Here is a 21,030-nt window from a genome sequence, read left to right on the forward strand (position 1 = left end):
CACCACAACGCAATAGTCTATGAGTAGGCTGCCGGTTCGAGGCATGAACGCTTCGATCGGCCGGGAAGATTTGCCCCACCTGCCGCATGGGACTATTGAGGAGCTCGCATGACCAAACAAAACGCCTTTACCCGGGAAGACCTGCTGCGCTGCAGTCGCGGTGAGCTGTTCGGCCCAGGTAACGCGCAACTGCCCGCCCCTAACATGCTGATGGTTGATCGCATCACCCTGATCAGCGAAGAGGGTGGCAAGTACGGCAAAGGTGAATTGGTCGCCGAGCTGGATATCAATCCGGACCTGTGGTTCTTTGCCTGCCATTTCGAAGGCGATCCGGTGATGCCAGGCTGCCTGGGCCTTGACGCCATGTGGCAACTGGTCGGCTTTTTCCTGGGCTGGCAAGGCCTGCCAGGCCGCGGTCGCGCCCTGGGTTCGGGCGAAGTGAAATTCTTCGGCCAGGTCCTGCCGACCGCCAAGAAAGTCACCTATAACATTCATATCAAGCGCGTCCTGAAGGGCAAGCTGAACCTGGCCATTGCCGACGGTTCGGTCACTGTCGACGGTCGCGAAATCTACACCGCCGAAGGCCTCCGGGTTGGCGTGTTCACCTCCACTGACAACTTCTAAGGGTTATCCGCATGCGCCGCGTCGTTATCACTGGTCTGGGCATTGTTTCGTGCCTGGGCAATGACAAAGAGACCGTCTCCGCTAACCTGCGTGCAAGCCGCCCTGGCATCCGGTTCAACCCGGAATATGCCGAAATGGGTCTGCGTAGCCAGGTTTCCGGCTCCATTGACCTCAACCTTGAAGAACTGATCGATCGCAAGATTTATCGCTTCGTCGGCCACGCGGCGGCTTACGCCTACCTGGCCATGAAAGACGCCATTGCTGACTCCGGCCTGACCGAAGAGCAAGTCTCCAACCCGCGTACCGGCCTGATCGCCGGTTCCGGTGGCGCGTCCACGCTGAACCAGATGGAAGCGCTGGATATCCTGCGCGAAAAAGGCGTCAAGCGCGTCGGCCCATACCGTGTAACGCGGACCATGAGCAGCACCGTTTCCGCATGCCTGGCCACCCCGTTCAAGATCAAGGGCCTGAACTACTCCATCGCTTCTGCCTGCGCCACCAGTGCTCACTGCATCGGTACCGCCATGGAACAGATCCAGATGGGCAAGCAGGACATCGTGTTCGCCGGTGGCGGTGAAGAAGAACACTGGAGCCAGTCGTTCCTGTTCGACGCCATGGGCGCGCTGTCCAGCAAGCGCAACGACACCCCGGAACAAGCCTCCCGTGCCTACGACGCCGACCGTGACGGTTTCGTCATCGCTGGTGGTGGCGGCATGGTCGTGGTTGAAGAGCTGGAACACGCTCTGGCCCGTGGCGCGAAAATCTACGCGGAAATCGTTGGCTACGGCGCGACTTCCGATGGCTACGACATGGTTGCCCCAAGTGGCGAAGGCGCGATCCGCTGCATGCAGCAGGCGCTGTCCACCGTCGACACCCCGATCGACTACCTGAACACCCACGGCACCTCGACCCCGGTCGGCGACGTCGCGGAAATGAAAGGTGTGCGTGAAGTGTTCGGCGACAAGGCTCCGGCCATCAGCTCCACCAAGAGCCTGTCGGGTCACTCCCTGGGCGCAGCCGGCGTTCACGAAGCGATCTACTGCATGCTGATGATGGAAGGCAACTTCATTGCCGGCTCCGCCAACATCGACGAGCTGGACCCGGAAGTGGCCGACCTGCCGGTGCTGACCAAGACCCGCGAAAACGCCACCATCAACACCGTGATGAGCAACAGCTTCGGTTTCGGTGGCACCAACGCCACGCTGGTACTGAAGCGCTGGGAAGGCAAGTAATTTCCCGCCGCTGAGCCGCACATGAAAACGCCCCGACTGGTTCGGGGCGTTTTTTTTCGTCAGCTATAAACACAACTTCCTGTGGGAGCGAGCCGGTTCCGGGCGGCGTTCCGACGAAAGCGGTGTGCCAGGAGACATTAATGCTTGAAGGTACCAGCCTCTTCGCGAGCAGGCTCGCTCCCACAGGGTCGGTGTATTGCCCGCAGATCTTCGGCGTGAACATGAAGCTTTTGTCATGCGACTCAACGGCCTGCGGCTGAATGTCGCGGATTACGCGGGCTGCAGGACTGTTTCCATTTTTGTAAAAAACCCTTTCCAATCTCGATCATTTACTTAGCAGGCTAACAAAACCTATAACAGAGTCCTGCACATGCCTTGCTGCAGATAACAGAGATTGGAGCTAGCAGATGACTGTAAAAGTAACTGAACGCGACGATTCACATATGTCCCATGAAGGCGTAGCCGCCGGCATCCGGATCTGGGATGTGTACCAGCAAGACCTGCTGGTCGGGATGTTCCACTCCGAGAAAGACGCCCACAACTACAAGGCCGAACTGGAAACACTGGAGCAGCAACGAGAACGACGCTCCGCTTGAATAATGACAGCATTGAAACGACAAACCCCGCCATGAGCGGGGTTTGTCTTTGTTGCAGTCTTCAGTCAATCACCACATCAGATCATCTGGGATCTGATAAGCCGCGTACGGATCGTCTTCGGTAGCGACTTCCTCGGTCTTGACGTTCATCTGCACGATGCGCTGTGGATCGCGCTCCTGAATCTTCAGGGCAGCTTCACGGGGGATGACTTCGTAACCGCCGGCGTGATGCACGATGGCCAGTGAACCGTTGCTGAGCTTGTTGCGCATCAGCGTGTTCACCGAAATGCGCTTGACCTTCTTGTCGTCAACGAAGTTGTAGTAGTCCTCGGTCGTCAACTTCGGCAGGCGCGTGGCTTCGATCAATTGCTTGATCTGTGCGACACGGGCCTTGGCCTCGGCTTTTTCCTGTTGCTGACGATTGAGCTCCTGATCGCGCTTGACCTTCTCGGCCATGGCTTCCTGGGCCGCTCGCTGCTGGGAATCATCCAGTTCGATCTGGCCCTTGTGGGCCAGGCGCTGTTGTTTCTGCTTGTCTTTGCTGACCTGCTTGGCCTGCTTCTGGTTGACCAGCCCTGCTTTGAGCAACTGGTCGCGAAGGGAAATGCTCATGGTGCTTATTACTCACTTAGGCAACTGCTCAACCGCAGCTGGGCACATTCTTTTCCTGACGTTTGGCTTCGCCCCACAGGGCGTCCAACTCTTCGAGGGTGCAATCTTCCATGGGACGGTGGGTGTCGCGCAATGCCTGTTCGATAAAACGGAAGCGTCGTTCAAACTTGCTGTTGGCGCCCCGCAGCGCGGTTTCCGGGTCGACCTTGAGGTGCCGAGCCAGATTGACCACGGAAAACAGCAGGTCGCCGACTTCATCGGCAATTGCCGCCGGGTCGTTGTCGGCCATTGCTTCGAGTATTTCATCGAGCTCTTCACGGACCTTGTCCAGCACCGGCAAGGCATCGGGCCAATCGAAACCAACCTGCCCTGCGCGCTTTTGCAATTTGGCCGACCGGGACAACGCCGGCAGTGCGGCGGGGACGTCATCAAGCAAGGACAGCTGTTGCGGCGCGGCGGACTTCTCGGCACGCTCCTCGGCCTTGATCTCTTCCCAGCGCTGCTTGACCTGCTCCTCACTCAGGCGCGGGACATCCAGCGGAGCGTACAGATCACCGGTGGGAAACACGTGGGGATGACGGCGGATCAGCTTGCGGGTGATGCTGTCGACCACGCCATCGAATTCGAAGCGCCCCTCTTCCCGGGCCAACTGGCTGTAATAAACCACCTGGAACAACAGATCGCCCAGCTCACCCTGCAAGTGATCAAAGTCACCACGCTCGATGGCGTCGGCGACTTCGTAGGCTTCTTCAAGGGTGTGCGGAACGATGGTGGCGTAGGTTTGCTTGATGTCCCACGGGCAACCGTACTGCGGATCACGCAGGCGGCTCATCAGGTGTAGCAAATCTTCAAGGCTGTACATTATTTATGTCTCACCACAAAAACCTGTGGGAGCGAGCCTGCTCGCGAAGGCAGACTGTCAGGCAACACGGATGTCGACTGGCGGATCGCATTCGCGAGCAGGCTCGCCCCCACATTAATCATCTTCAAGGCGTACGGTTACGCCGCGTTTCGATGATGTTCGGCAATTGGGAAATCCGCCCCAGCAACCTGCCCAACGCGTCCAGCCCCGGAATCTCGATGGTGAGGGACATCAACGCCGTGTTGTCCTCCTTGTTCGAGCGGGTGTTGACCGCCAGCACGTTGATCCGCTCGTTGAGCAGCACCTGGGAAACGTCACGCAGCAGGCCCGAACGGTCGTAGGCACGGATGATGATGTCCACCGGATAGGTGAGCACCGGCACCGGCCCCCAGCTGACCTGAATGATCCGCTCCGGTTCCCGACCGGACAGTTGCAGCACCGAGGCGCAATCCTGGCGATGGATACTCACGCCACGGCCCTGGGTGATGTAACCGACGATTGCATCCCCCGGCAGCGGCTGGCAGCAGCCGGCCATCTGGGTCATCAGGTTGCCGACGCCCTGGATCTGGATGTCGCCGCGCTTGCCCGGTTTGTAGCCGGTGGCCTTGCGCGGAATCAGCTCCAGCTGTTCGTTGCCGCGCTCCGGTTCCACCAGTTGCTGCGCCAGATTGACCAGTTGCGCCAGGCGCAAGTCACCGGCACCCAGGGCGGCAAACATGTCTTCGGCGGTTTTCATGTTGGCCTTGTCGGCCAGCTTGTCGAAATCCACCGCCGGCAGGCCGAGGCGATTGAGCTCACGCTCAAGCAGGGTTTTACCCGCAGCGACGTTCTGATCGCGCGCCTGCAATTTGAACCAGTGAACGATCTTCGCCCGTGCTCGCGAGGTGGTGACATAACCCAGGTTCGGGTTCAGCCAGTCACGGCTCGGGGTGCCGTGCTTGCTGGTGATGATCTCGACCTGTTCACCGGTTTGCAGGCTGTAGTTGAGCGGCACGATGCGCCCGTTGATCTTGGCGCCACGGCAGTTGTGGCCGATTTCGGTGTGCACGCGGTAGGCGAAGTCCAGCGGTGTCGCGCCCTTCGGCAGGTCGATGGCGTGGCCGTCCGGGGTGAAGATGTACACACGGTCGGGTTCGATATCGACTCGCAGCTGTTCCGCCAGGCCACCAATGTCACCCAGCTCTTCGTGCCACTCGAGCACCTGGCGCAGCCAGGAAATTTTCTCTTCGTAGTGATTGGAACCGGACTTGACGTCGGTGCCTTTATAGCGCCAGTGCGCACATACGCCGAGTTCTGCCTCTTCGTGCATCGCGTGGGTACGGATCTGCACTTCCAGCACCTTGCCCTCGGGCCCGATCACCGCCGTGTGCAGCGAGCGGTAGCCGTTTTCCTTGGGGTTGGCGATGTAGTCGTCGAACTCTTTCGGGATGTGCCGCCACAAGGTGTGGACGATGCCGAGCGCGGTGTAGCAGTCGCGCATTTCCGGCACCAGCACGCGAACGGCGCGCACGTCATAGATCTGGCTGAACTCCAGACCCTTGCGCTGCATTTTGCGCCAGATCGAATAAATGTGTTTGGCCCGGCCGCTGATGTCCGCCTCGACACCGGTGGCCTGCAATTCGTTTTTCAGTTGGCTCATCACGTCGCTGATGAAGCGCTCGCGATCCAGTCGCCGCTCATGGAGCAACTTGGCGATCTGTTTGTACTGGTCGGGCTCGAGGTAACGGAAGGACAAGTCCTCCAGTTCCCACTTGATGTGACCGATGCCCAGGCGATGGGCCAGCGGCGCATAGATGTCGAAGACTTCGCGGGCGACGCGATTGCGTTTTTCGTCGTCGGCGGTTTTCACCGCACGGATCGCGCAGGTGCGTTCAGCCAGCTTGATCAGGGCGACGCGAACGTCGTCGACCATGGCCACCAGCATCTTGCGCAGGTTTTCTACCTGACCTTGAGTGCCCAGCACCAGGGATTTTCGGGGGCTCAGGCTGTCGCTGATCGCCGCCATGCGCTGCACGCCGTCGATGAGTTTGGCCACCACCGGACCGAAGCGCTGGCTGACCGCCGGCAACTGGATCTGGCCTTCGCGTACGCCCCGATACAGGACCGCGGCGACCAGCGAATCCTGATCGAGCTTGAGGTCGGCGAGGATCTCGGCGATCTCAAGGCCGGTGCGGAAACTGGAGTTGCCTTCGGACCATAAATTCTTCGCCGCATTGGCTTGTTGCTCAGTCTCGCGAGCGTACTCGCAGGCTTCTTTCAAGGCTTCGCGATCCAGTGCCAGATCGACACTGACCGCATGATCGAGCCAAGCCTCGAGATTGATACTGCCGTCGGTGTTGATCGGCTGGTGTGCTCTCACCTGTACCATCTTGCTTACCTTCCCTACGACGCAGATTCAATGCGTCAGAATCGCTGACCTTCGTTGCCCGTGAGCCGACGTCGGGCTGATGCGCGGCTGCACGGGCGGGCCAGTCGGACCAGACGAGCCATCCTAGCTCGCTTCAAATAACGCCATGGCCTCGACATGCGCCGTCTGAGGAAACATATCGAGAATCCCGGCACGTTTTAACCGGTAGCCCTGCTTGATCAATTCAACCGTATCGCGCGCCAGCGTTGCCGGGTTGCACGACACATACACCAACCGCTCGGCGCCCAGCGATTTGAGTTTGCGCACCACCTCGAAAGCACCGTCACGCGGTGGGTCCAAGAGTACCGCACAAAAGCCTTCACGCGCCCATTCGGCATCGGTCAAAGGCTGGGATAAATCGGCCTGAAAAAAATGCACGTTATGCAGATTGTTGCTAACGGCATTCGCGGCTGCCCGCTCGACCATCACCTGCACCCCTTCCACCGCCACCACTTCGCGAACGGTTTGCGCCAGCGGCAAGGCAAAGTTGCCCAGACCGCAGAACAGGTCGAGGACTCGCTCATCCGCCGTCGGCTTCAACCATTGCAATGCCTGGGCCACCATGGCTTCGTTGACCCCGGCGTTGACCTGGACGAAATCCCCGGGTCGATACGCCAGATCCAGGCTCCACTGTTCCAGACGATAGCCCAAGGATTGACCGGCCTCGACCGGCTGAGGTTCACCGTCGCCGTGCAGCCACAACTGGGCTTCATGGAACGCGCAGAAATCCTTGAGGATCGTCAGGTCGGCATCGGACAACGGCGCCATGTGCCGCAGCAAAACCGCCAGCGAAGAACCGCTGAACAATTCCACATGCCCGAGTGCCTGCGGCTTGCTCAAACGCCGCAGCATCTCCGGCAAGCGGGTCATGATCGGCTGCAAGGGTTGTACCAGCACCGGGCATTCATCGATGCCGACGATGTCCTGGCTGCCGGCGGCGCGGAACCCGACTTCAAGCTTTTTCGCTTTCATGTCCCAACGCACCGCTATACGGGCGCGACGACGGTAAGCGAATTCAGGACCACTCAGAGGCGCGGCCCATTCTTCGGGCTCGACACCGGCGACCCTGGACAGTTGCTCGGCGAGCATGCGCTGTTTCAGGGCGAGTTGTTCATTGTGAGGCAGATGCTGCACGCTGCAACCGCCGCAGCGGCCAGCATGGGCGCAGGGTGCCGGGCGGCGCAGTTCGCTGGCCTTCAAGACCCGCTCGGTACGCGCCTCGACCACTTTGCCGTGGGCACCGAGCACGCGCGCCTCGACTTCTTCACCGGCCAAGGCGCCGATGACGAACCAGGTACGGCCTTCAAAAAACGCGATACCACGGCCGTCGTTAGCCAGGCGCTCGATGGTCAGGCGCTGCTTTTTACCGGTCGGGACTTGCGGGGCCTTGCTGCCGCCCGTGGGCTGGAAGCGCAGGCCTCTCTCATGCTTGGCCATCAGTTGGGCGCGTCGAAAATGCCGGTCGACAGGTAGCGGTCGCCTCGGTCGCAGATGATCGCGACGATCACCGCGTTTTCAACTTCCCTGGACAGACGCAACATGGCAGCCACCGCACCACCCGACGACACACCACAGAAGATGCCTTCTTCGCGGGCCAGACGACGGGTCACGTCTTCGGCCTCGCTTTGCGCCATGTCGACGATCCGATCCACGCGATCGGCCTGGTAGATCTTCGGCAGGTATTCCTGGGGCCAGCGACGAATGCCTGGAATCGCCGAACCTTCCATGGGTTGCAGACCGATGATCTGCACGTTGTCGTTCTGCTCTTTCAAGTAGCGCGAAACGCCCATGATGGTACCGGTGGTGCCCATGGAGCTGACGAAGTGGGTGATGGTGCCTTCGGTCTGACGCCAGATTTCCGGGCCGGTGGTGGTGTAGTGCGCTTCCGGGTTGTCACCGTTGGCGAACTGATCCAGCACCTTGCCGCGGCCTTCGGCTTCCATCTTCTGCGCAAGGTCTCGGGCGCCTTCCATGCCTTGTTCCTGGCTGACCAGGATCAGTTCGGCACCGTAGGCGGTCATGGCGGCCTTGCGTTCGGCACTGGAGTTGTCCGGCATGATCAGGATCATCTTGTAACCCTTGATCGCGGCGGCCATGGCCAGCGCGATCCCGGTGTTACCCGAGGTCGCTTCGATCAGCGTATCGCCGGCATGGATCTGCCCGCGCAGCTCGGCGCGGGTGATCATCGACAGCGCCGGACGGTCCTTGACCGAACCCGCCGGGTTGTTCCCTTCGAGCTTGAGCAATAGGGTGTTGCTGGTGGCGCCGGGCAGGCGCTGCAAACGAACCAGCGGAGTGTTGCCGACGCAATCGGCGATGGTTGGGTACTGCAAGGTCATGGCGTAATTCGCAATCCAGACTGCGGGGGCGCCTATCATACCGGCAAACCTTGCCAGCCCATATCACGCAAAGTGTGGTGCTTATGGTTTATGGGAATAAGCGGCTGAATCAGCCCTCTCCTGTTTGTGCGACATTCAAGGCATAAAATTCATGCAGCTTGGCCTGCAGCAACTGTTTGTCCGGCAGTTGGACCTGATACTCGGCAATCAGCGCTGGTGACAGACTGCGGTTAAGGGCGTATTCGACGACTTCATCATCCTTGCTGGCACAGAGCAAGACACCGATTGCAGGGCTCTCATGAGGTTTGCGTTCTTCGCGATCCAAGGCTTCTAGATAGAAGCCCATCTTGCCCAAATACTCTGGTTCAAAACGCCCGACCTTGAGCTCGATGGCCACCAGGCAGTTGAGACCGCGGTGAAAGAACAGCAAGTCCAGCGCAAAATCACGCCCGCCGACTTGCAACGGGTATTCGGAGCCGACAAAGCAGAAATCGCGACCAAGCTCGATCAAAAACTCCTTGAGACGCGCCAGCAAGCCCTGATGCAGATCCGTTTCGGCGTGGGCGCCGGGCAGGTCGAGAAACTCGAGCATGTAGGCGTCACGGAAAATCTCAAGTGCCGAGGGGTGGGTGTGTTTCAGAATTGCGGAGACTTTTGCCGGCTCGGTCACGCTGCGTTCAAACAGCGCCGCCTTGAACTGGCGCTCCAGCTCGCGCTTCGACCATTTTTCCTGGATAGCCATATGCAGGTAAAACTCCCGCTCTTCCGGGAGTTTGCTTTGACTGAAGATGACCAGATTATGGGTCCAGGGTAATTGTCTCACCAGCGGTGAGACTTTCTCGTCGTTCCGGTAAGTCTCGTAGAACTGACGCATGCGAAACAGATTGGGCCGGGTAAAACCACGCAGCCCCGGCTGAGTCTGAGCCAGATGCTCGGCCAGTTGACCGACCACGGAATCACCCCATTCGGCTCTCTCCAGCTTGCGGCTGATGTAAGCCCCAACCTGCCAGTACAACTCGATCAGTTGGGTATTGACCGCCTGCATGACCTGTCGCCTGGCGCTTTGAATCAGTGCAAGCACTTCATTGAAGCGATCGTCGGTTGTACGGCCGGGCACCTGGGGTACGGTCATGCATGACTCCTTGAACATGAGGAAAGCGTGAGCTTAAACCGCCAAGGATGTTTGAAATGACCGGTGAAACCCTTTGGGAAAAGTCGTACAGAATCTCGGGAGCGCTCCGGTAAAATCAGGGTACTTGTTGTTGCGAGGGCCCCTTCGCGAGCAGGCTCGCTCCCACATTTAATCCTGGTTGTTCACACTCTCTGTGGTCGACACACATCCACTGTGGGAGCGAGCCTGCTCGCGAAGGCATCATCCGCCACCAGGCGCATATTCATCCGCAACCCCCTCCCGGTGTTCTCAGCCCAAAGTCTGCCGCCCTGTCGCTGCACGGCATTCCTGGCAATGCTCAAGCCCAACCCGAACCCGCCATCCCCCGGCCTCGAACCATCGAGACGGGTGAAGGGCAAAAAGATCCGCTCCAGATCCGCGTCCGCCACACCGCCGCCCTGATCCTCCAGCCACAGATGCCAGTACTTGCCATCACGTTGTCCACCCAGCGTGACCACGCCGCCCTCGGGTGAATGTCGAATCGCGTTACGCAACATGTTTTCCAGCGCCTGGGCCAGGGTATTGAGGTGACCGCGCACCCAGCAGGACGAATCCACCAGACACTGCAACTGCCCGTCCGGCCAGCAACTTTCATAGCAGGCGTTTTCCGTGAGCATTTCCCACAGGGCCTGGACCTGAATGGCTTCGTCGGGCAAACGGGTTCGCTCGGTGTCGAGCCAGGCCAGCTGCAGCGTGTCTTCCACCAGCCGTTGCATGCCATCGACTTCGCGGCCAATGCGTTCGCGCAAGGCATCCAACCCCTGCTCGCTTTCGCTGGCCACCCTCAGGCGACTGAGCGGCGTGCGCAATTCGTGGGACAGGTCGCGCAGCAATTGCTGCTGCAAGGCGACGGTGCTTTGCAGACGCTCGGACATATGATCGAACGCCCTGCCCAGTTCGCCCAACTCATCTGAACGTTTGGTCGTGCGAATCGACAATCGGACATTCAATTGGTCGGCACGCCAGGCATTGGCCTGGGCGCGCAGGTGGTTCAGCGGCACCACCAGCAAACGATAAAGGCCGACGCAGAGCAGCAAGGTGAACAACCCTGGAATCACGCCGTTGGTGATCACGCGCCAGAACACCCGATAGTGCCCGGGCACAAAACGGTCGGGCAATTCGATCACCAGACTGCCGGCAGACGGGTCGCCAGGAAACGGCACACGCATCCATGGCCGGCCTTTCTTGTGGATGGGCCAATCCAGGCCCCGCAGAAAGGTCAGGCGCTCGATTTCCTTGTCCGTCAGCGTATAGCTGCTCAACGACTGTAAATCACCGCCGATGACACCCACCCAACTCGTTTCACGGTGGCGCATGCTCTGCAACCAGTTATCGACGCCCACCTGTTGGCGCTGCTGCCACGCTTGCTCGGCTTCGGCGGCATAGCGCGTCAGCGTGCCGCGCGCTTCATCCGACAGGAACTGGTTGCGTTGTTCCATGTAACGGCCCCAGGACCAGCTCAGCCAGATCATCAGCAGACAGAACGCCACCAGCAAACAGGCCAGCTTCCAGAACAGCGAATGCCGCCCCGGCAATTTACATTTCATCGCCGGCACTCAGGATGTAGCCCTTGCCCCACACCGTGCGCACTTCGCGCTCGGTGTAGCCGATGGCCTTGAGCTTGCGACGGATCTGACTGATGTGCATGTCCAGGCTGCGGTCATGGGCTGCGTAGCCCCGTTGCAACACATGCTGATAAAGGAAGGCCTTGCTCAACACTTCATCGCCATTGCGATTGAGGGTTTCCAGCAACCGATACTCGCTGCGGGTCAGGCCGGCCGCCCTTGCGCCATAGAAAACCTCGAACAGCTCATCGTCGAACCGCAGGCTGTCCGCCACCGGCGCAATGACCGTCGGCGTCGGTCGACGATCCAGCGCCACCCGGCGCAGGATCGCCTCGATGCGCACCCGCAGTTCAGCCATGCTGAAGGGCTTGGGCAGGTAATCATCAGCCCCCAGGCGAAAGCCGCTGATGCGGTCCGCCTCGGCACCCAGCGCCGACATGAGCAGCACCGGCGTGGAATGGCTCTGGCGTAGTTGCGTCAGCACGGACAACCCGTCCAGGCCAGGTAGCAGAATGTCCATCAGTACCACATCGAAGGCTTGCTGGCGGGCAGCATCCAGGCCTTCCTGGCCGTTCTGGCACCAGGTCACCTGAAAGCCGCTACGGCCCAGGTGCTCGTGAACATAAGCACCGAGCACAAGGTCGTCTTCGATGGAAAGGATGCGGGGATGGCCGACGGCGTTGGGAGTCATGAGTATCTGCAAATAATTCTCAGTTGGTAATTATTCAAGATTGCGTCGCCCGGGGCAAGCCAGAGGACCGGCCGAGACTTGAAAGTGCCGATTCGACCGACGAATGACGACTTCAATTTTACGGAGATTGCCTGCCTTCAAATCGCTACACTGCGCAAGTGGCGCGTGCCGGATGCATGTGCAGGTCTATAGATAGCCGGATGCAGGAGAGAGGCGTGCTCAAGAAACTGGGAATCAAAGGCCGCGTGCTGTTGCTGACGCTGTTGCCGACCAGCCTGATGGCGTTGGTCCTGGGCGGCTATTTTACCTGGATGCAGCAATCGGACCTGCAAACCCAACTCATGCAGCGCGGCGAAATGATCGCCGAGCAACTGGCGCCGCTGGTGGCGCCGGCCATGGGACACAAGAACACCGAACTGTTGGAGCGCATTGCCACCGAGTCGCTGGAACAACCGGACGTGCGTGCCGTGACGTTCCTCGCGCCGGACCGCACGCCGCTGGCCCACGCCGGGCCGACCATGCTCAATCAGGCGCCTCTGGGCGACGGCTCGCAGATGCTGCGTCGCAGTGGCAGCGACGCGACACGTTACCTGCTGCCGGTGTTTGGCAAACACCGCAACCTGGCCGGTGACCTGATTCCCGATGAAGCCGACCGCCTGCTGGGCTGGGTCGAACTCGAACTGTCCCACAACGGCATGCTGCTGCGCGGCTACCGCAGCCTGTTCGCCAGCCTGATGATGATCGCGGCGGGCCTGGGGGGCGCTGCATTGCTGGCCTTGCGCATGGGCCGCACGATCAATCGGCCGTTGAGCCAGATCAAGCAGGCCGTGGCCCAGCTCAAGGACGGTCATCTGGAAACCCGCCTGCCGCCCCTCGGCAGCCAGGAGCTGGATGAACTCGCGTCCGGCATCAATCGCATGGCCGGCACCCTGCAGAACGCCCAGGAGGAACTGCAGCACAGCGTCGACCAGGCCACCGAAGACGTGCGCCAGAACCTGGAAACCATCGAGATCCAGAACATCGAGCTCGATCTGGCGCGCAAGGAAGCGCTGGAGGCGAGCCGGATCAAGTCGGAATTCCTGGCCAACATGAGCCACGAAATCCGCACGCCGCTCAATGGCATTCTCGGCTTCACCCATCTGCTGCAAAAAAGCGAACTGACCCCGCGCCAACTCGACTACCTGGGCACCATTGAAAAGTCCGCCGACAGCCTGCTGGGGATCATCAACGAGATCCTCGACTTCTCGAAAATCGAGGCCGGCAAACTGGTACTCGATCACATTCCGTTCAACCTGCGCGACCTGCTGCAGGACACGCTGACCATCCTCGCCCCCGCCGCCCACGCCAAGCAGCTGGAACTGGTGAGCCTGGTTTATCGCGACACGCCGCTGTCGCTGGTGGGCGATCCGCTGCGGCTCAAACAGATCCTCACCAACCTGGTCAGCAACGCGATCAAGTTCACTCGCGAAGGCACCATCGTTGCCCGCGCCATGCTGGAAGAAGAGCACGAAGACAGTGTGCAGCTGCGCATCAGCATCCAGGACACAGGCATCGGCCTGTCGAACCAGGATGTGCGCGCGTTGTTTCAGGCGTTCAGTCAGGCCGACAATTCGCTGTCCCGGCAACCCGGTGGCACTGGCCTGGGGCTGGTGATTTCCAAGCGATTGATCGAACAGATGGGCGGTGAAATCGGCGTCGACAGCACGCCGGGCGAAGGTTCGGAGTTCTGGATCAGCCTGAGCCTGCCGAAAACCCGCGACGACGCCGAGGATCTGCCCGGCCCGCCCCTGTCCGGCCGACGCGTGGCGGTGCTGGAAAATCACGATCTGGCTCGCCAGGCGTTGCAGCACCAACTGGAGGACTGCGGTCTGGCGGTCACCCCGTTCACCACCCTCGAAAGCCTGACCAATGGCGTGACCGCCGCACATCAGACCGATCAGGCGATTGACCTGGCGGTGCTGGGTGTCACCAGTAATGACATGCCCCCGGAACGCCTCAACCAGTCCATCTGGGACCTCGAACACCTGGGCTGCAAAGTGCTGGTGCTGTGCCCGACCACCGAACAGACCCTGTTCCACCTCTCGGTGCCCAACCCCCACAGCCAGCTCCAGGCCAAACCGGCCTGCACGCGCAAGTTGCGGCGCGCGCTGTCCGATCTGGTCAACCCGCGCCAGAACCGCAGCGAACCCGGTGAACCGGTCTCCAGTCGCGCACCGAAAGTGCTTTGTGTCGACGACAACCCGGCCAACCTGCTGTTGGTGCAAACCCTGCTCGAAGACATGGGCGCCAAGGTGCTTGCGGTGGAAAGCGGTTATGCCGCCGTCCGAGCGGTGCAGACCGAGACCTTCGATCTGGTGCTGATGGACGTACAGATGCCGGGCATGGACGGACGCCAGAGCACCGAAGCAATCCGCCAGTGGGAGAGCGAACGGCATTGCACACCGCTGCCGATCGTCGCCCTCACCGCCCATGCCATGGCCAATGAAAAACGTGCGTTGCTGCAAAGCGGTATGGACGACTACCTGACCAAGCCGATCAGCGAACGGCAACTGGCACAAGTGGTGTTGAAGTGGAGTGGCCTGGCCCTGCGCAACCAGGGTCCGGAACGCACTGGCGAGAGCCATGGTGGCGCCTATGACCTGCAGGTACTGGATCACGAAGAAGGTTTGCGCCTGGCCGCCGGCAAGGCCGATCTGGCCGCGGACATGCTGGCGATGCTGCTGGCATCGCTGGAAGCCGATCGTGAAGCGATCCGCCAGGCGCAGGAAAGCCGTGACCACAACGCCCTGATCGAGCGCGTTCATCGCTTGCATGGCGCCACCCGCTATTGCGGCGTACCGCAACTGCGCGCCGCCTGCCAACGCAGCGAAACCCTGCTCAAGCAACAGGATCCGAAGGCTTTCGGCGCCCTTGAAGAACTCGACCGGGCGATCAATCGCCTCGCCGCCCAGGCACGCATCAATGCCTGACGCAGCGCAAGTGCGCCATGATCCCTTAGCGCTAAGCTCACCGCGAAACTTGTAGGAGCGAGCTTGCTCGCGATGGTCGACAACGATAACGCGTACATACAGGATGAACGCGTCGTCTTTGACTCCATCGCGAGCAAGATCGCTCCTACAGAATTGGAAGAAAGCCTTCAAGACTCACTCGCCCGGAGGACAGCATGCGCACGATTCTTTTCAGCAGCCAGACCTACGACCGCGACAGTTTCCTCGCCGCCGACCTGCCAGCCGGCATCGAGCTGCACTTTCAAGCGGCGCGCCTGAGTCTGGACACGGTGGCATTGGCGGAGCATTTCGAGGTGGTCTGCGCTTTCATCAACGATGACCTCGGCGCCCCGGTGCTCGAGCGCCTGGCCGCTGGCGGCACGCGCCTGATCGCCCTGCGCTCGGCCGGTTACAACCATGTCGACCTGGCGGCGGCGAAACGCCTGGGAATAGCCGTTGTGCGCGTACCGGCCTACTCGCCTCACGCTGTGGCCGAGCACGCGGTGGCGCTGATCCTGGCGCTGAACCGCCGCTTGCACCGCGCCTACAACCGCACCCGCGAAGGCGATTTCAGCCTGCACGGGCTGACCGGTTTCGATCTGGTGGGCAAGACCGTCGGCGTGGTCGGCACCGGGCAGATCGGCGCGACCTTCGCCAAAATCATGAACGGCTTCGGCTGCCAGTTGCTCGCCTACGACCCATACCCGAACCCACAGGTCGAAGCACTGGGTGCCCGGTATCTGAGCTTGCCGCAACTGCTGGCCGAAGCGCAGATCATCAGCCTGCACTGCCCGCTCAACGAACAGAGCAAGCATTTGATCAACCGCGAATCGCTGGCGCACATGCAACCCGGTGCGATGCTGATCAACACCGGCCGCGGTGGCCTGGTGGACACGCCTGCGCTGATCGACGCCTTGAAGGAGGGTCAGCTCGGTTATCTAGGGCTGGACGTGTATGAAGAAGAGGCACAGTTGTTCTTCGAGGACCGTTCCGACCTGCCCTTGCAGGACGATGTACTCGCGCGACTGCTGACCTTCCCCAATGTCATTGTCACCGCGCACCAGGCCTTCCTGACCCGCGAAGCCCTGGGTGCGATTGCTGCGACCACCTTGCACAACATCGCGGCCTGGAGGGCGGGCAAGCCCGAGAATCGTGTAGAAGGCGACTGAACCTGATCGAAGGTCATCTGCCCGCGTCATGCTGCGCGTATGCCCGTGCTAGCATATCGCGCATATTTGGAGGACCCATGGTCGAACACGATTTCCGCTACAGCCTGATGAACCCGCAACACACCCTCACCGAATGCCGCGCCCTGGTGCCGGGGCGCTATCAAGTCACCGGCAACGGTGGCTCGATTCGCAACAATGACGTGCTGGTCGTGACCCTCAAAGGTGCCAAGGACTTGTCCATGCGCCTGACCGTCGAAACGGTGCGCCACTTGATCAATCCGCCCGGCCAATGGGTCGCGGTGGCCAGTGGTCCGGTGTTCGGCGAACTGGCGATTCACACGTGGCAAGTGAACTGCGACAGCTGCGCCAAGGAGCTGAGTTTCGAGTTCGCGGTTGATGCCAAACTGGGCAACAAGGCTGAAAAACCAGCGGCCACCGCGCGGATTGCCGAGTTGGGCTGGAAGTCCGTTGGCGAGAAACATCTTTGCCCGAAATGCCAGGAGCCCGCGTGATGAAACGCCTCGCCCTGGCCGGTATGGTCGGTGCAAGCCTGCTGGGTTGCGCCGCCGAGCCTGTGCAATTGCAACAAAACCGCAGCTACATCCTGGAATGGATCGGCGAGCGCCCGCTGATGGATTACAGCCACCTGACCATCACCCTCGGTGAAGACGGTCGCGCCTACGGCAATGGCGGCTGCAACCACTGGTTTGCGCCGTACACGCTCGAAGGCAACAAGCTGAGCTTCGGCAAGATTGGCAGCACCCGCAAACTCTGCGCGCCGGCCCTGATGGAGCAGGAAAAACGCTTCCTTCAGGCCCTGGAAAACGTGCAGCGCTGGGACGTCTCGTCGATCGAGCAGATGCGCTTCTGGCCAGCTGAAGGCAAGCCGCTGCGTTGGTGGCTCGAAGAGGGTTGATCGACCCACTTCCTGGTGAAATCTGTGGCGAGGGAGCTTGCTCCCTCGCCACAAAAGCTCTCTCGCCACAGGTCAGTTTTTAGCCTGCAACGCCTCCAGCTTCGCCATTACCCCCGCCGCCGTCTGCTCCCCCATCAACTGTTCCCGCACCTTGCCCTTGTTGTCGATGATGTAGGTCACCGGCAATGCCTCGCTGCGCGGCAATTCGAACAACTCGGCCGGGTCCTGCGCCAGCACAGTGAATTTGATGCCTAGCTTCTCGCTCGCGCTCTTGAGCTCTTCGCCCTGCACATTGTCGAAGTTGACCCCGAACACACCGATCCTCTTGGCCTTGAGCTGCTCGGCCAGAGTGTTCAGTTCCGGAATCTCGGTACGGCACGGGCCGCACCATTCGGCCCAGTAATTGAGTACAAGCCATTGCTTGTCCAGGCGCTCGGCAGCGACCTTCTGCCCATTCTGATCGATCCCGTAGTCGTTACCGCAGCCCCCCAGCATCAACGTTCCGATGATCGCCAATGCCGCTGCCAGTCGCCTTGTCATGTCGTGATCCTTGTGGAAAAAAGAATACTGCCGCGACCCATTGCCTCCCAAGGTTCTGGATTACGCGTTGCACAGTTAGAATAGCCGCCACCTTACACAAGATGCGACCCGCTCATGACCGATCTGACGCTTTATCACAACCCGCGCTGCTCGAAATCCCGCGGTGCGCTCGAACTGCTCGAAGCCCGTGGCCTGACACCGACTGTGGTTCGCTATCTGGAAACCCCGCTGGATGCCGCACAAATCCAGAACCTGCTGACCAAGCTGGGGATCAGCGCCCGGCAACTGCTGCGCACTGGCGAGGACGAGTACAAAGCCCTCAACCTGGCTGACAGCAGCCTCAGCGAAGCACAACTGATCGCCGCCATCGCTGCGAATCCGAAACTGATGGAGCGACCGATTCTCGAAGTCGGCGACAAGGCCGTCATCGGCCGTCCACCGGAGCAGATCCTGGAGCTGTTGCCGTGAGCGCGCCGTACATTCTGGTGCTGTATTACAGCCGCAGCGGCTCGACCAACGAGATGGCCCGGCAGATTGCCCGTGGTGTGGAACAGGCCGGCCTTGAAGCGCGGTTGCGCACGGTGCCGGCGATTTCCACCGAATGCGAGGCCGTGTCCCCGGACATTCCGGACGAAGGCGCGCTCTACGCCAGCCTCGACGACCTGAAAAACTGCGCTGGCCTGGCACTGGGCAGTCCGACCCGTTTCGGCAACATGGCAGCACCCCTCAAGTACTTCCTCGACGGCACCAGTAACCTGTGGTTGACCGGCGCCTTGGTGGGCAAGCCGGCCGGCGTGTTCACCTCCACCGCGAGCCTGCACGGCGGCCAGGAAACCACCTTGTTGTCGATGATGCTGCCGTTGCTGCACCACGGCATGCTGATCACCGGCCTGCCCTACAGCGAGTCGGCATTGCTGGAGACCCAGGGCGGTGGCACGCCTTACGGCGCCAGCCACCACGCCGGGGCCGATGGCAAAAGCGGTCTGGATAGCCACGAAGTGGCGCTGTGCCGCGCGCTGGGTATGCGCCTGGCCAAGACAGCCCAGAAACTGGAGGGCTGAGCATGGCCAAGAAGCCAAAGATCCTGCCCGCCATCGAATGGCTTGAACCCCGTGTCCGGGCCATGCGCGTCATCAGCCTGCTGTGTTTTTTCGGTCTGGTAGGGCTGCTGTGCATCTACTACCTGCTGGTCGCCGACTTGCACGGCGCCCGGCCTTGGGTGATTTTGCTGATCGAACTGGTGCCGCTGCTGCTGTTGGCACCCGGCATGATCGTCGGCAGCCCGCGTGGGCATTCGTGGATGTGTTTTGTGGTGAACCTGTATTTCATCAAGGGCGCATTGGCCGCGTATGACCCGAATCGACAGATCTTCGGTTTGCTGGAGATGGGCGCGAGCCTGGCGGTGTTCTGCTCGGCACTGCTGTATGTGCGGTGGCGGTATCAGTTGAATCGAAAGTTGGCGGGTGAAGGCGAAATTTCCGTCGCCTGACACATCGCTTTCGCGAGCAGGCACGCTCCCACAGGGACCACGTGAAATCTGTGGGAGCGAGCCTGCTCGCGAATGGGGCAACCCCGTCTTAATGGTTGACGGTATAAGCCAGCATCATCGAGATCTGGCTCATCGGCCGTCCGCCACTCTCCTCGTACCACTGATTGAACACGTCCTGCACCAACGCCAGGTCGCGCAGGCTGCTCGGCACCTTGTCGATGATGTTCTGTGCATTCAACGCCGCCACGACGTCGTAGCTCGGCACGAAAGTGTCCTTGCCGACCATCCGCAGAAAACGCGGAGCCGACAGACCGCCCAATTGATGGCCGCGTTTCTTCAGGAACGTCCACAACCCGACAATATCGGTCACCGGCCAATCGGCGATCATCGCGCCAAAGCTGCCCTTTTCATGGGCCACATCCAGCACGAACTGTGCGTTGCGCGGCACACTCTTGAGCTTGCCCAGGTGGCGGATAATCCGTGCATCCTGCATCAGGCGCTCCAGGTGTTCGGCGCTCATCAGCACGACTTTTTCCGGGTCGAACTTGAAGAAGACTTCCTCGAAGGCCGGCCACTTGGCGTCCACCAGGCTGTGCTTGAGACCGGCACGGAATACACGCAGGGCCATGGTCGACAGGTAGCGATCATCGGTGATGTCACGCAATTGCGCCGGTGTCCTGGGAACGGGCAGATGGGCTTCCAGCTCAGCCGCCGAACCGAAACGGTTCAGGCAGTACTCGTTCAGCCACTTGTAGTCGCGCATGCCCTCTCCCGGGAAACTGAAAACCTATACCTGTGAACAAAAACCTGTGGGAGCGAGCCTGCTCGCGAAAGCGTCGTGTCAGCCGACATCAATGTTGAATGACACACCGCCTTCGCGGGCAAGTCGAATCGTCGCACCGCCGCTCCCACAGTGATGGTGTTTAAAGATTGACGACGTTGACGAAGCGCGAAGCCGCGCTTTCATCGATTTTCAGACTGGTGAAGTCAAACAAATTGCGGTCCGCCAGTTGCGACGGAATCACGTTCTGCAGGCTGCGGAAGATGCTTTCGGTGCGGCCCGGGGTCTTGCGTTCCCAGTCCTGCAGCATTTCCTTGACCACCTGACGCTGCAGGTTTTCCTGGGAACCGCAAAGGTTGCACGGGATGATCGGGAATTGCTTGAGGTCCGAATAGGCCTGGATGTCTTTTTCGTTGCAGTAGGCCAGTGGACGAATCACCACGTTGCGACCGTCGTCGGCGCGCAATTTTGGCGGCATGGCTTTGAGCGATCCGTTGAAGAACATGTTCAGGAAGAACGTCTCGACGATGTCGTCGCGATGGTGGCCCAGGGCCATTTTGGTCGCGCCGATTTCGTCGGCAAAGGTGTAGAGCGTGCCGCGACGAAGGCGCGAGCACAGCGAGCACGTGGTTTTGCCTTCCGGAACCAGCTCCTTGACCACCGAATACGTGTCTTTCTCGACGATGTGGTACTCGATGCCCAGCTCTTTCAGGTAGGCCGGCAGCACGTGCTCGGGGAAGCCCGGCTGCTTCTGGTCCATGTTCACGGCCACGATCTCGAACTTGATCGGTGCGACCTTCTGCAAGTGCATCAGCACATCAAGCATGGTGTAGCTGTCCTTGCCGCCGGACAGGCAGACCATGACCTTGTCGCCGTCTTCAATCATGTTGAAATCGGCGACAGCCTCACCGGCCTGGCGGCGAAGGCGCTTTTGCAGTTTGTTCTGGTTGACCGTAAGAGTGCCCATGACGCGAAATCCGTGAGGTGTGACGAAAGGCGGGCATTTTACGCAAAAACACCGCCAGGGCGAAGTGCCCGCTATCTCCCTG

21 protein-coding genes are annotated in these 21,030 nt (G+C 60.5%); 10 read left to right on the top strand and 11 right to left on the bottom strand.

Going from position 1 to position 21,030, the window contains the following annotated elements; genetic code table 11:
- The first annotated feature begins 108 nt into the window (after positions 1-108).
- The 3 genes from fabA to HNQ83_RS12200 all read left to right on the top strand — a co-directional run bounded on the left by fabA (position 109) and on the right by HNQ83_RS12200 (position 2,452).
- Entirely contained in the window at positions 109-624 is a 516-nt protein-coding gene (fabA, locus tag HNQ83_RS12190; RefSeq protein ID WP_003227150.1) for a 3-hydroxyacyl-[acyl-carrier-protein] dehydratase FabA, read from the top strand.
- Positions 625-635: 11 nt separating this feature from the next.
- The gene (fabB, locus tag HNQ83_RS12195; protein WP_007957797.1) at positions 636-1,856 is read left to right on the top strand and encodes a beta-ketoacyl-ACP synthase I; all 1,221 of its coding nucleotides are present in this window, start codon (positions 636-638) and stop codon (positions 1,854-1,856) included.
- Between the two features lie 407 nt (positions 1,857-2,263).
- Positions 2,264-2,452: a hypothetical protein gene (locus HNQ83_RS12200; RefSeq protein WP_175389185.1), complete on the top strand. Its 189-nt coding sequence runs from the start codon at positions 2,264-2,266 to the stop codon at positions 2,450-2,452.
- 69 nt (positions 2,453-2,521) lie between these two features.
- Here HNQ83_RS12200 and HNQ83_RS12205 read toward each other — a convergent pair whose 3' ends face one another.
- The 8 genes from HNQ83_RS12205 to HNQ83_RS12240 form a co-directional block, all read right to left on the bottom strand.
- Positions 2,522-3,064 (bottom strand): DUF2058 domain-containing protein, encoded by a 543-nt coding sequence (locus HNQ83_RS12205; protein WP_175389186.1) that lies wholly within the window; start codon positions 3,062-3,064, stop codon positions 2,522-2,524.
- Between the two features lie 28 nt (positions 3,065-3,092).
- Positions 3,093-3,926: a nucleoside triphosphate pyrophosphohydrolase gene (gene mazG, locus HNQ83_RS12210; RefSeq protein WP_175389187.1), complete on the bottom strand. Its 834-nt coding sequence runs from the start codon at positions 3,924-3,926 to the stop codon at positions 3,093-3,095.
- Positions 3,927-4,050: 124 nt separating this feature from the next.
- Positions 4,051-6,294 carry a GTP diphosphokinase gene (gene relA / locus HNQ83_RS12215; RefSeq protein ID WP_175389188.1) on the bottom strand — a complete coding sequence of 748 codons (2,244 nt, stop codon included), beginning with the start codon at positions 6,292-6,294 and terminating at the stop codon, positions 4,051-4,053.
- Positions 6,295-6,417: 123 nt separating this feature from the next.
- A complete protein-coding gene (gene rlmD / locus HNQ83_RS12220; RefSeq protein WP_175389189.1) occupies positions 6,418-7,770 on the bottom strand; it encodes a 23S rRNA (uracil(1939)-C(5))-methyltransferase RlmD in 1,353 nt (450 codons plus the stop codon).
- On the bottom strand, positions 7,770-8,672 hold the full coding sequence (cysM, locus tag HNQ83_RS12225; RefSeq protein ID WP_175389223.1) for a cysteine synthase CysM: 903 nt from the start codon (positions 8,670-8,672) through the stop codon (positions 7,770-7,772). Before cysM ends, rlmD begins: the two co-directional genes overlap by 1 nt.
- Before the next feature lie 109 nt (positions 8,673-8,781).
- Positions 8,782-9,804 carry a YhcG family protein gene (locus HNQ83_RS12230; RefSeq protein ID WP_175389190.1) on the bottom strand — a complete coding sequence of 341 codons (1,023 nt, stop codon included), beginning with the start codon at positions 9,802-9,804 and terminating at the stop codon, positions 8,782-8,784.
- 182 nt (positions 9,805-9,986) lie between these two features.
- The gene (locus HNQ83_RS12235) at positions 9,987-11,390 is read right to left on the bottom strand and encodes a sensor histidine kinase (protein WP_175389191.1); all 1,404 of its coding nucleotides are present in this window, start codon (positions 11,388-11,390) and stop codon (positions 9,987-9,989) included.
- Entirely contained in the window at positions 11,380-12,099 is a 720-nt protein-coding gene (locus HNQ83_RS12240) for a response regulator transcription factor (RefSeq protein ID WP_175389192.1), read from the bottom strand. The genes HNQ83_RS12235 and HNQ83_RS12240 overlap by 11 nt, the downstream gene beginning before the upstream one ends.
- 215 nt (positions 12,100-12,314) lie before the next feature.
- Between HNQ83_RS12240 and HNQ83_RS12245 the strand changes: the two genes are divergently transcribed.
- The 4 genes from HNQ83_RS12245 to HNQ83_RS12260 all read left to right on the top strand — a co-directional run bounded on the left by HNQ83_RS12245 (position 12,315) and on the right by HNQ83_RS12260 (position 17,171).
- Positions 12,315-15,068, top strand: coding sequence for a response regulator (locus tag HNQ83_RS12245; RefSeq protein ID WP_175389193.1), 2,754 nt, complete (start codon positions 12,315-12,317; stop codon positions 15,066-15,068).
- Positions 15,069-15,262: 194 nt separating this feature from the next.
- A complete protein-coding gene (locus tag HNQ83_RS12250; protein WP_175389194.1) occupies positions 15,263-16,255 on the top strand; it encodes a 2-hydroxyacid dehydrogenase in 993 nt (330 codons plus the stop codon).
- A gap of 77 nt (positions 16,256-16,332) precedes the next feature.
- On the top strand, positions 16,333-16,767 hold the full coding sequence (locus HNQ83_RS12255; protein WP_084321985.1) for a hypothetical protein: 435 nt from the start codon (positions 16,333-16,335) through the stop codon (positions 16,765-16,767).
- The gene (locus HNQ83_RS12260) at positions 16,767-17,171 is read left to right on the top strand and encodes an META domain-containing protein (protein ID WP_121105496.1); all 405 of its coding nucleotides are present in this window, start codon (positions 16,767-16,769) and stop codon (positions 17,169-17,171) included. Before HNQ83_RS12255 ends, HNQ83_RS12260 begins: the two co-directional genes overlap by 1 nt.
- Positions 17,172-17,243: 72 nt before the next feature.
- On the opposite strand, the gene HNQ83_RS12265 is transcribed toward HNQ83_RS12260, so the two are convergent.
- On the bottom strand, positions 17,244-17,711 hold the full coding sequence (locus HNQ83_RS12265; protein ID WP_175389195.1) for a TlpA disulfide reductase family protein: 468 nt from the start codon (positions 17,709-17,711) through the stop codon (positions 17,244-17,246).
- Positions 17,712-17,825: 114 nt separating this feature from the next.
- On the opposite strand from HNQ83_RS12265, the gene arsC reads away from it, so the two are divergent.
- The 3 genes from arsC to HNQ83_RS12280 are packed head-to-tail and all read left to right on the top strand — an operon-like array spanning position 17,826 to position 19,200.
- Positions 17,826-18,179 (top strand): arsenate reductase (glutaredoxin), encoded by a 354-nt coding sequence (gene arsC, locus HNQ83_RS12270; protein WP_175389196.1) that lies wholly within the window; start codon positions 17,826-17,828, stop codon positions 18,177-18,179.
- On the top strand, positions 18,176-18,772 hold the full coding sequence (gene wrbA / locus HNQ83_RS12275) for an NAD(P)H:quinone oxidoreductase (RefSeq protein WP_175389197.1): 597 nt from the start codon (positions 18,176-18,178) through the stop codon (positions 18,770-18,772). The genes arsC and wrbA overlap by 4 nt, the downstream gene beginning before the upstream one ends.
- Positions 18,773-18,774: 2 nt before the next feature.
- Positions 18,775-19,200: a DUF2069 domain-containing protein gene (locus HNQ83_RS12280; RefSeq protein WP_175389198.1), complete on the top strand. Its 426-nt coding sequence runs from the start codon at positions 18,775-18,777 to the stop codon at positions 19,198-19,200.
- Positions 19,201-19,288: 88 nt separating this feature from the next.
- Here HNQ83_RS12280 and HNQ83_RS12285 read toward each other — a convergent pair whose 3' ends face one another.
- Positions 19,289-19,963, bottom strand: a complete 675-nt coding sequence (locus tag HNQ83_RS12285) for a DNA-3-methyladenine glycosylase I (protein ID WP_175389199.1) — start codon at positions 19,961-19,963, stop codon at positions 19,289-19,291.
- Positions 19,964-20,123: 160 nt separating this feature from the next.
- A complete protein-coding gene (gene ttcA, locus HNQ83_RS12290; RefSeq protein WP_046817736.1) occupies positions 20,124-20,948 on the bottom strand; it encodes a tRNA 2-thiocytidine(32) synthetase TtcA in 825 nt (274 codons plus the stop codon).
- Positions 20,949-21,030 lie beyond the last annotated feature (82 nt).

The organism is Pseudomonas sp. C2B4 (assembly GCF_013359695.1).
Classification (GTDB): Bacteria; Pseudomonadota; Gammaproteobacteria; order Pseudomonadales; family Pseudomonadaceae; genus Aquipseudomonas.

What these genes read in the sequence shown, in the direction of transcription:
- fabA (WP_003227150.1), top strand. Translation starts at nt 109, where the DNA reads ATGACCAAACAAAACGCCTTTACCCGGGAAGACCTGCTGCGCTGCAGT.
- fabB (WP_007957797.1), top strand. Translation starts at nt 636, where the DNA reads ATGCGCCGCGTCGTTATCACTGGTCTGGGCATTGTTTCGTGCCTGGGC.
- HNQ83_RS12200 (WP_175389185.1), top strand. Translation starts at nt 2,264, where the DNA reads ATGACTGTAAAAGTAACTGAACGCGACGATTCACATATGTCCCATGAA.
- HNQ83_RS12205 (WP_175389186.1), bottom strand. Translation starts at nt 3,064, where the DNA reads ATGAGCATTTCCCTTCGCGACCAGTTGCTCAAAGCAGGGCTGGTCAAC.
- mazG (WP_175389187.1), bottom strand. Translation starts at nt 3,926, where the DNA reads ATGTACAGCCTTGAAGATTTGCTACACCTGATGAGCCGCCTGCGTGAT.
- relA (WP_175389188.1), bottom strand. Translation starts at nt 6,294, where the DNA reads ATGGTACAGGTGAGAGCACACCAGCCGATCAACACCGACGGCAGTATC.
- rlmD (WP_175389189.1), bottom strand. Translation starts at nt 7,770, where the DNA reads ATGGCCAAGCATGAGAGAGGCCTGCGCTTCCAGCCCACGGGCGGCAGC.
- cysM (WP_175389223.1), bottom strand. Translation starts at nt 8,672, where the DNA reads ATGACCTTGCAGTACCCAACCATCGCCGATTGCGTCGGCAACACTCCG.
- HNQ83_RS12230 (WP_175389190.1), bottom strand. Translation starts at nt 9,804, where the DNA reads ATGACCGTACCCCAGGTGCCCGGCCGTACAACCGACGATCGCTTCAAT.
- HNQ83_RS12235 (WP_175389191.1), bottom strand. Translation starts at nt 11,390, where the DNA reads ATGAAATGTAAATTGCCGGGGCGGCATTCGCTGTTCTGGAAGCTGGCC.
- HNQ83_RS12240 (WP_175389192.1), bottom strand. Translation starts at nt 12,099, where the DNA reads ATGACTCCCAACGCCGTCGGCCATCCCCGCATCCTTTCCATCGAAGAC.
- HNQ83_RS12250 (WP_175389194.1), top strand. Translation starts at nt 15,263, where the DNA reads ATGCGCACGATTCTTTTCAGCAGCCAGACCTACGACCGCGACAGTTTC.
- HNQ83_RS12255 (WP_084321985.1), top strand. Translation starts at nt 16,333, where the DNA reads ATGGTCGAACACGATTTCCGCTACAGCCTGATGAACCCGCAACACACC.
- HNQ83_RS12260 (WP_121105496.1), top strand. Translation starts at nt 16,767, where the DNA reads ATGAAACGCCTCGCCCTGGCCGGTATGGTCGGTGCAAGCCTGCTGGGT.
- HNQ83_RS12265 (WP_175389195.1), bottom strand. Translation starts at nt 17,711, where the DNA reads ATGACAAGGCGACTGGCAGCGGCATTGGCGATCATCGGAACGTTGATG.
- arsC (WP_175389196.1), top strand. Translation starts at nt 17,826, where the DNA reads ATGACCGATCTGACGCTTTATCACAACCCGCGCTGCTCGAAATCCCGC.
- HNQ83_RS12280 (WP_175389198.1), top strand. Translation starts at nt 18,775, where the DNA reads ATGGCCAAGAAGCCAAAGATCCTGCCCGCCATCGAATGGCTTGAACCC.
- HNQ83_RS12285 (WP_175389199.1), bottom strand. Translation starts at nt 19,963, where the DNA reads ATGCGCGACTACAAGTGGCTGAACGAGTACTGCCTGAACCGTTTCGGT.
- ttcA (WP_046817736.1), bottom strand. Translation starts at nt 20,948, where the DNA reads ATGGGCACTCTTACGGTCAACCAGAACAAACTGCAAAAGCGCCTTCGC.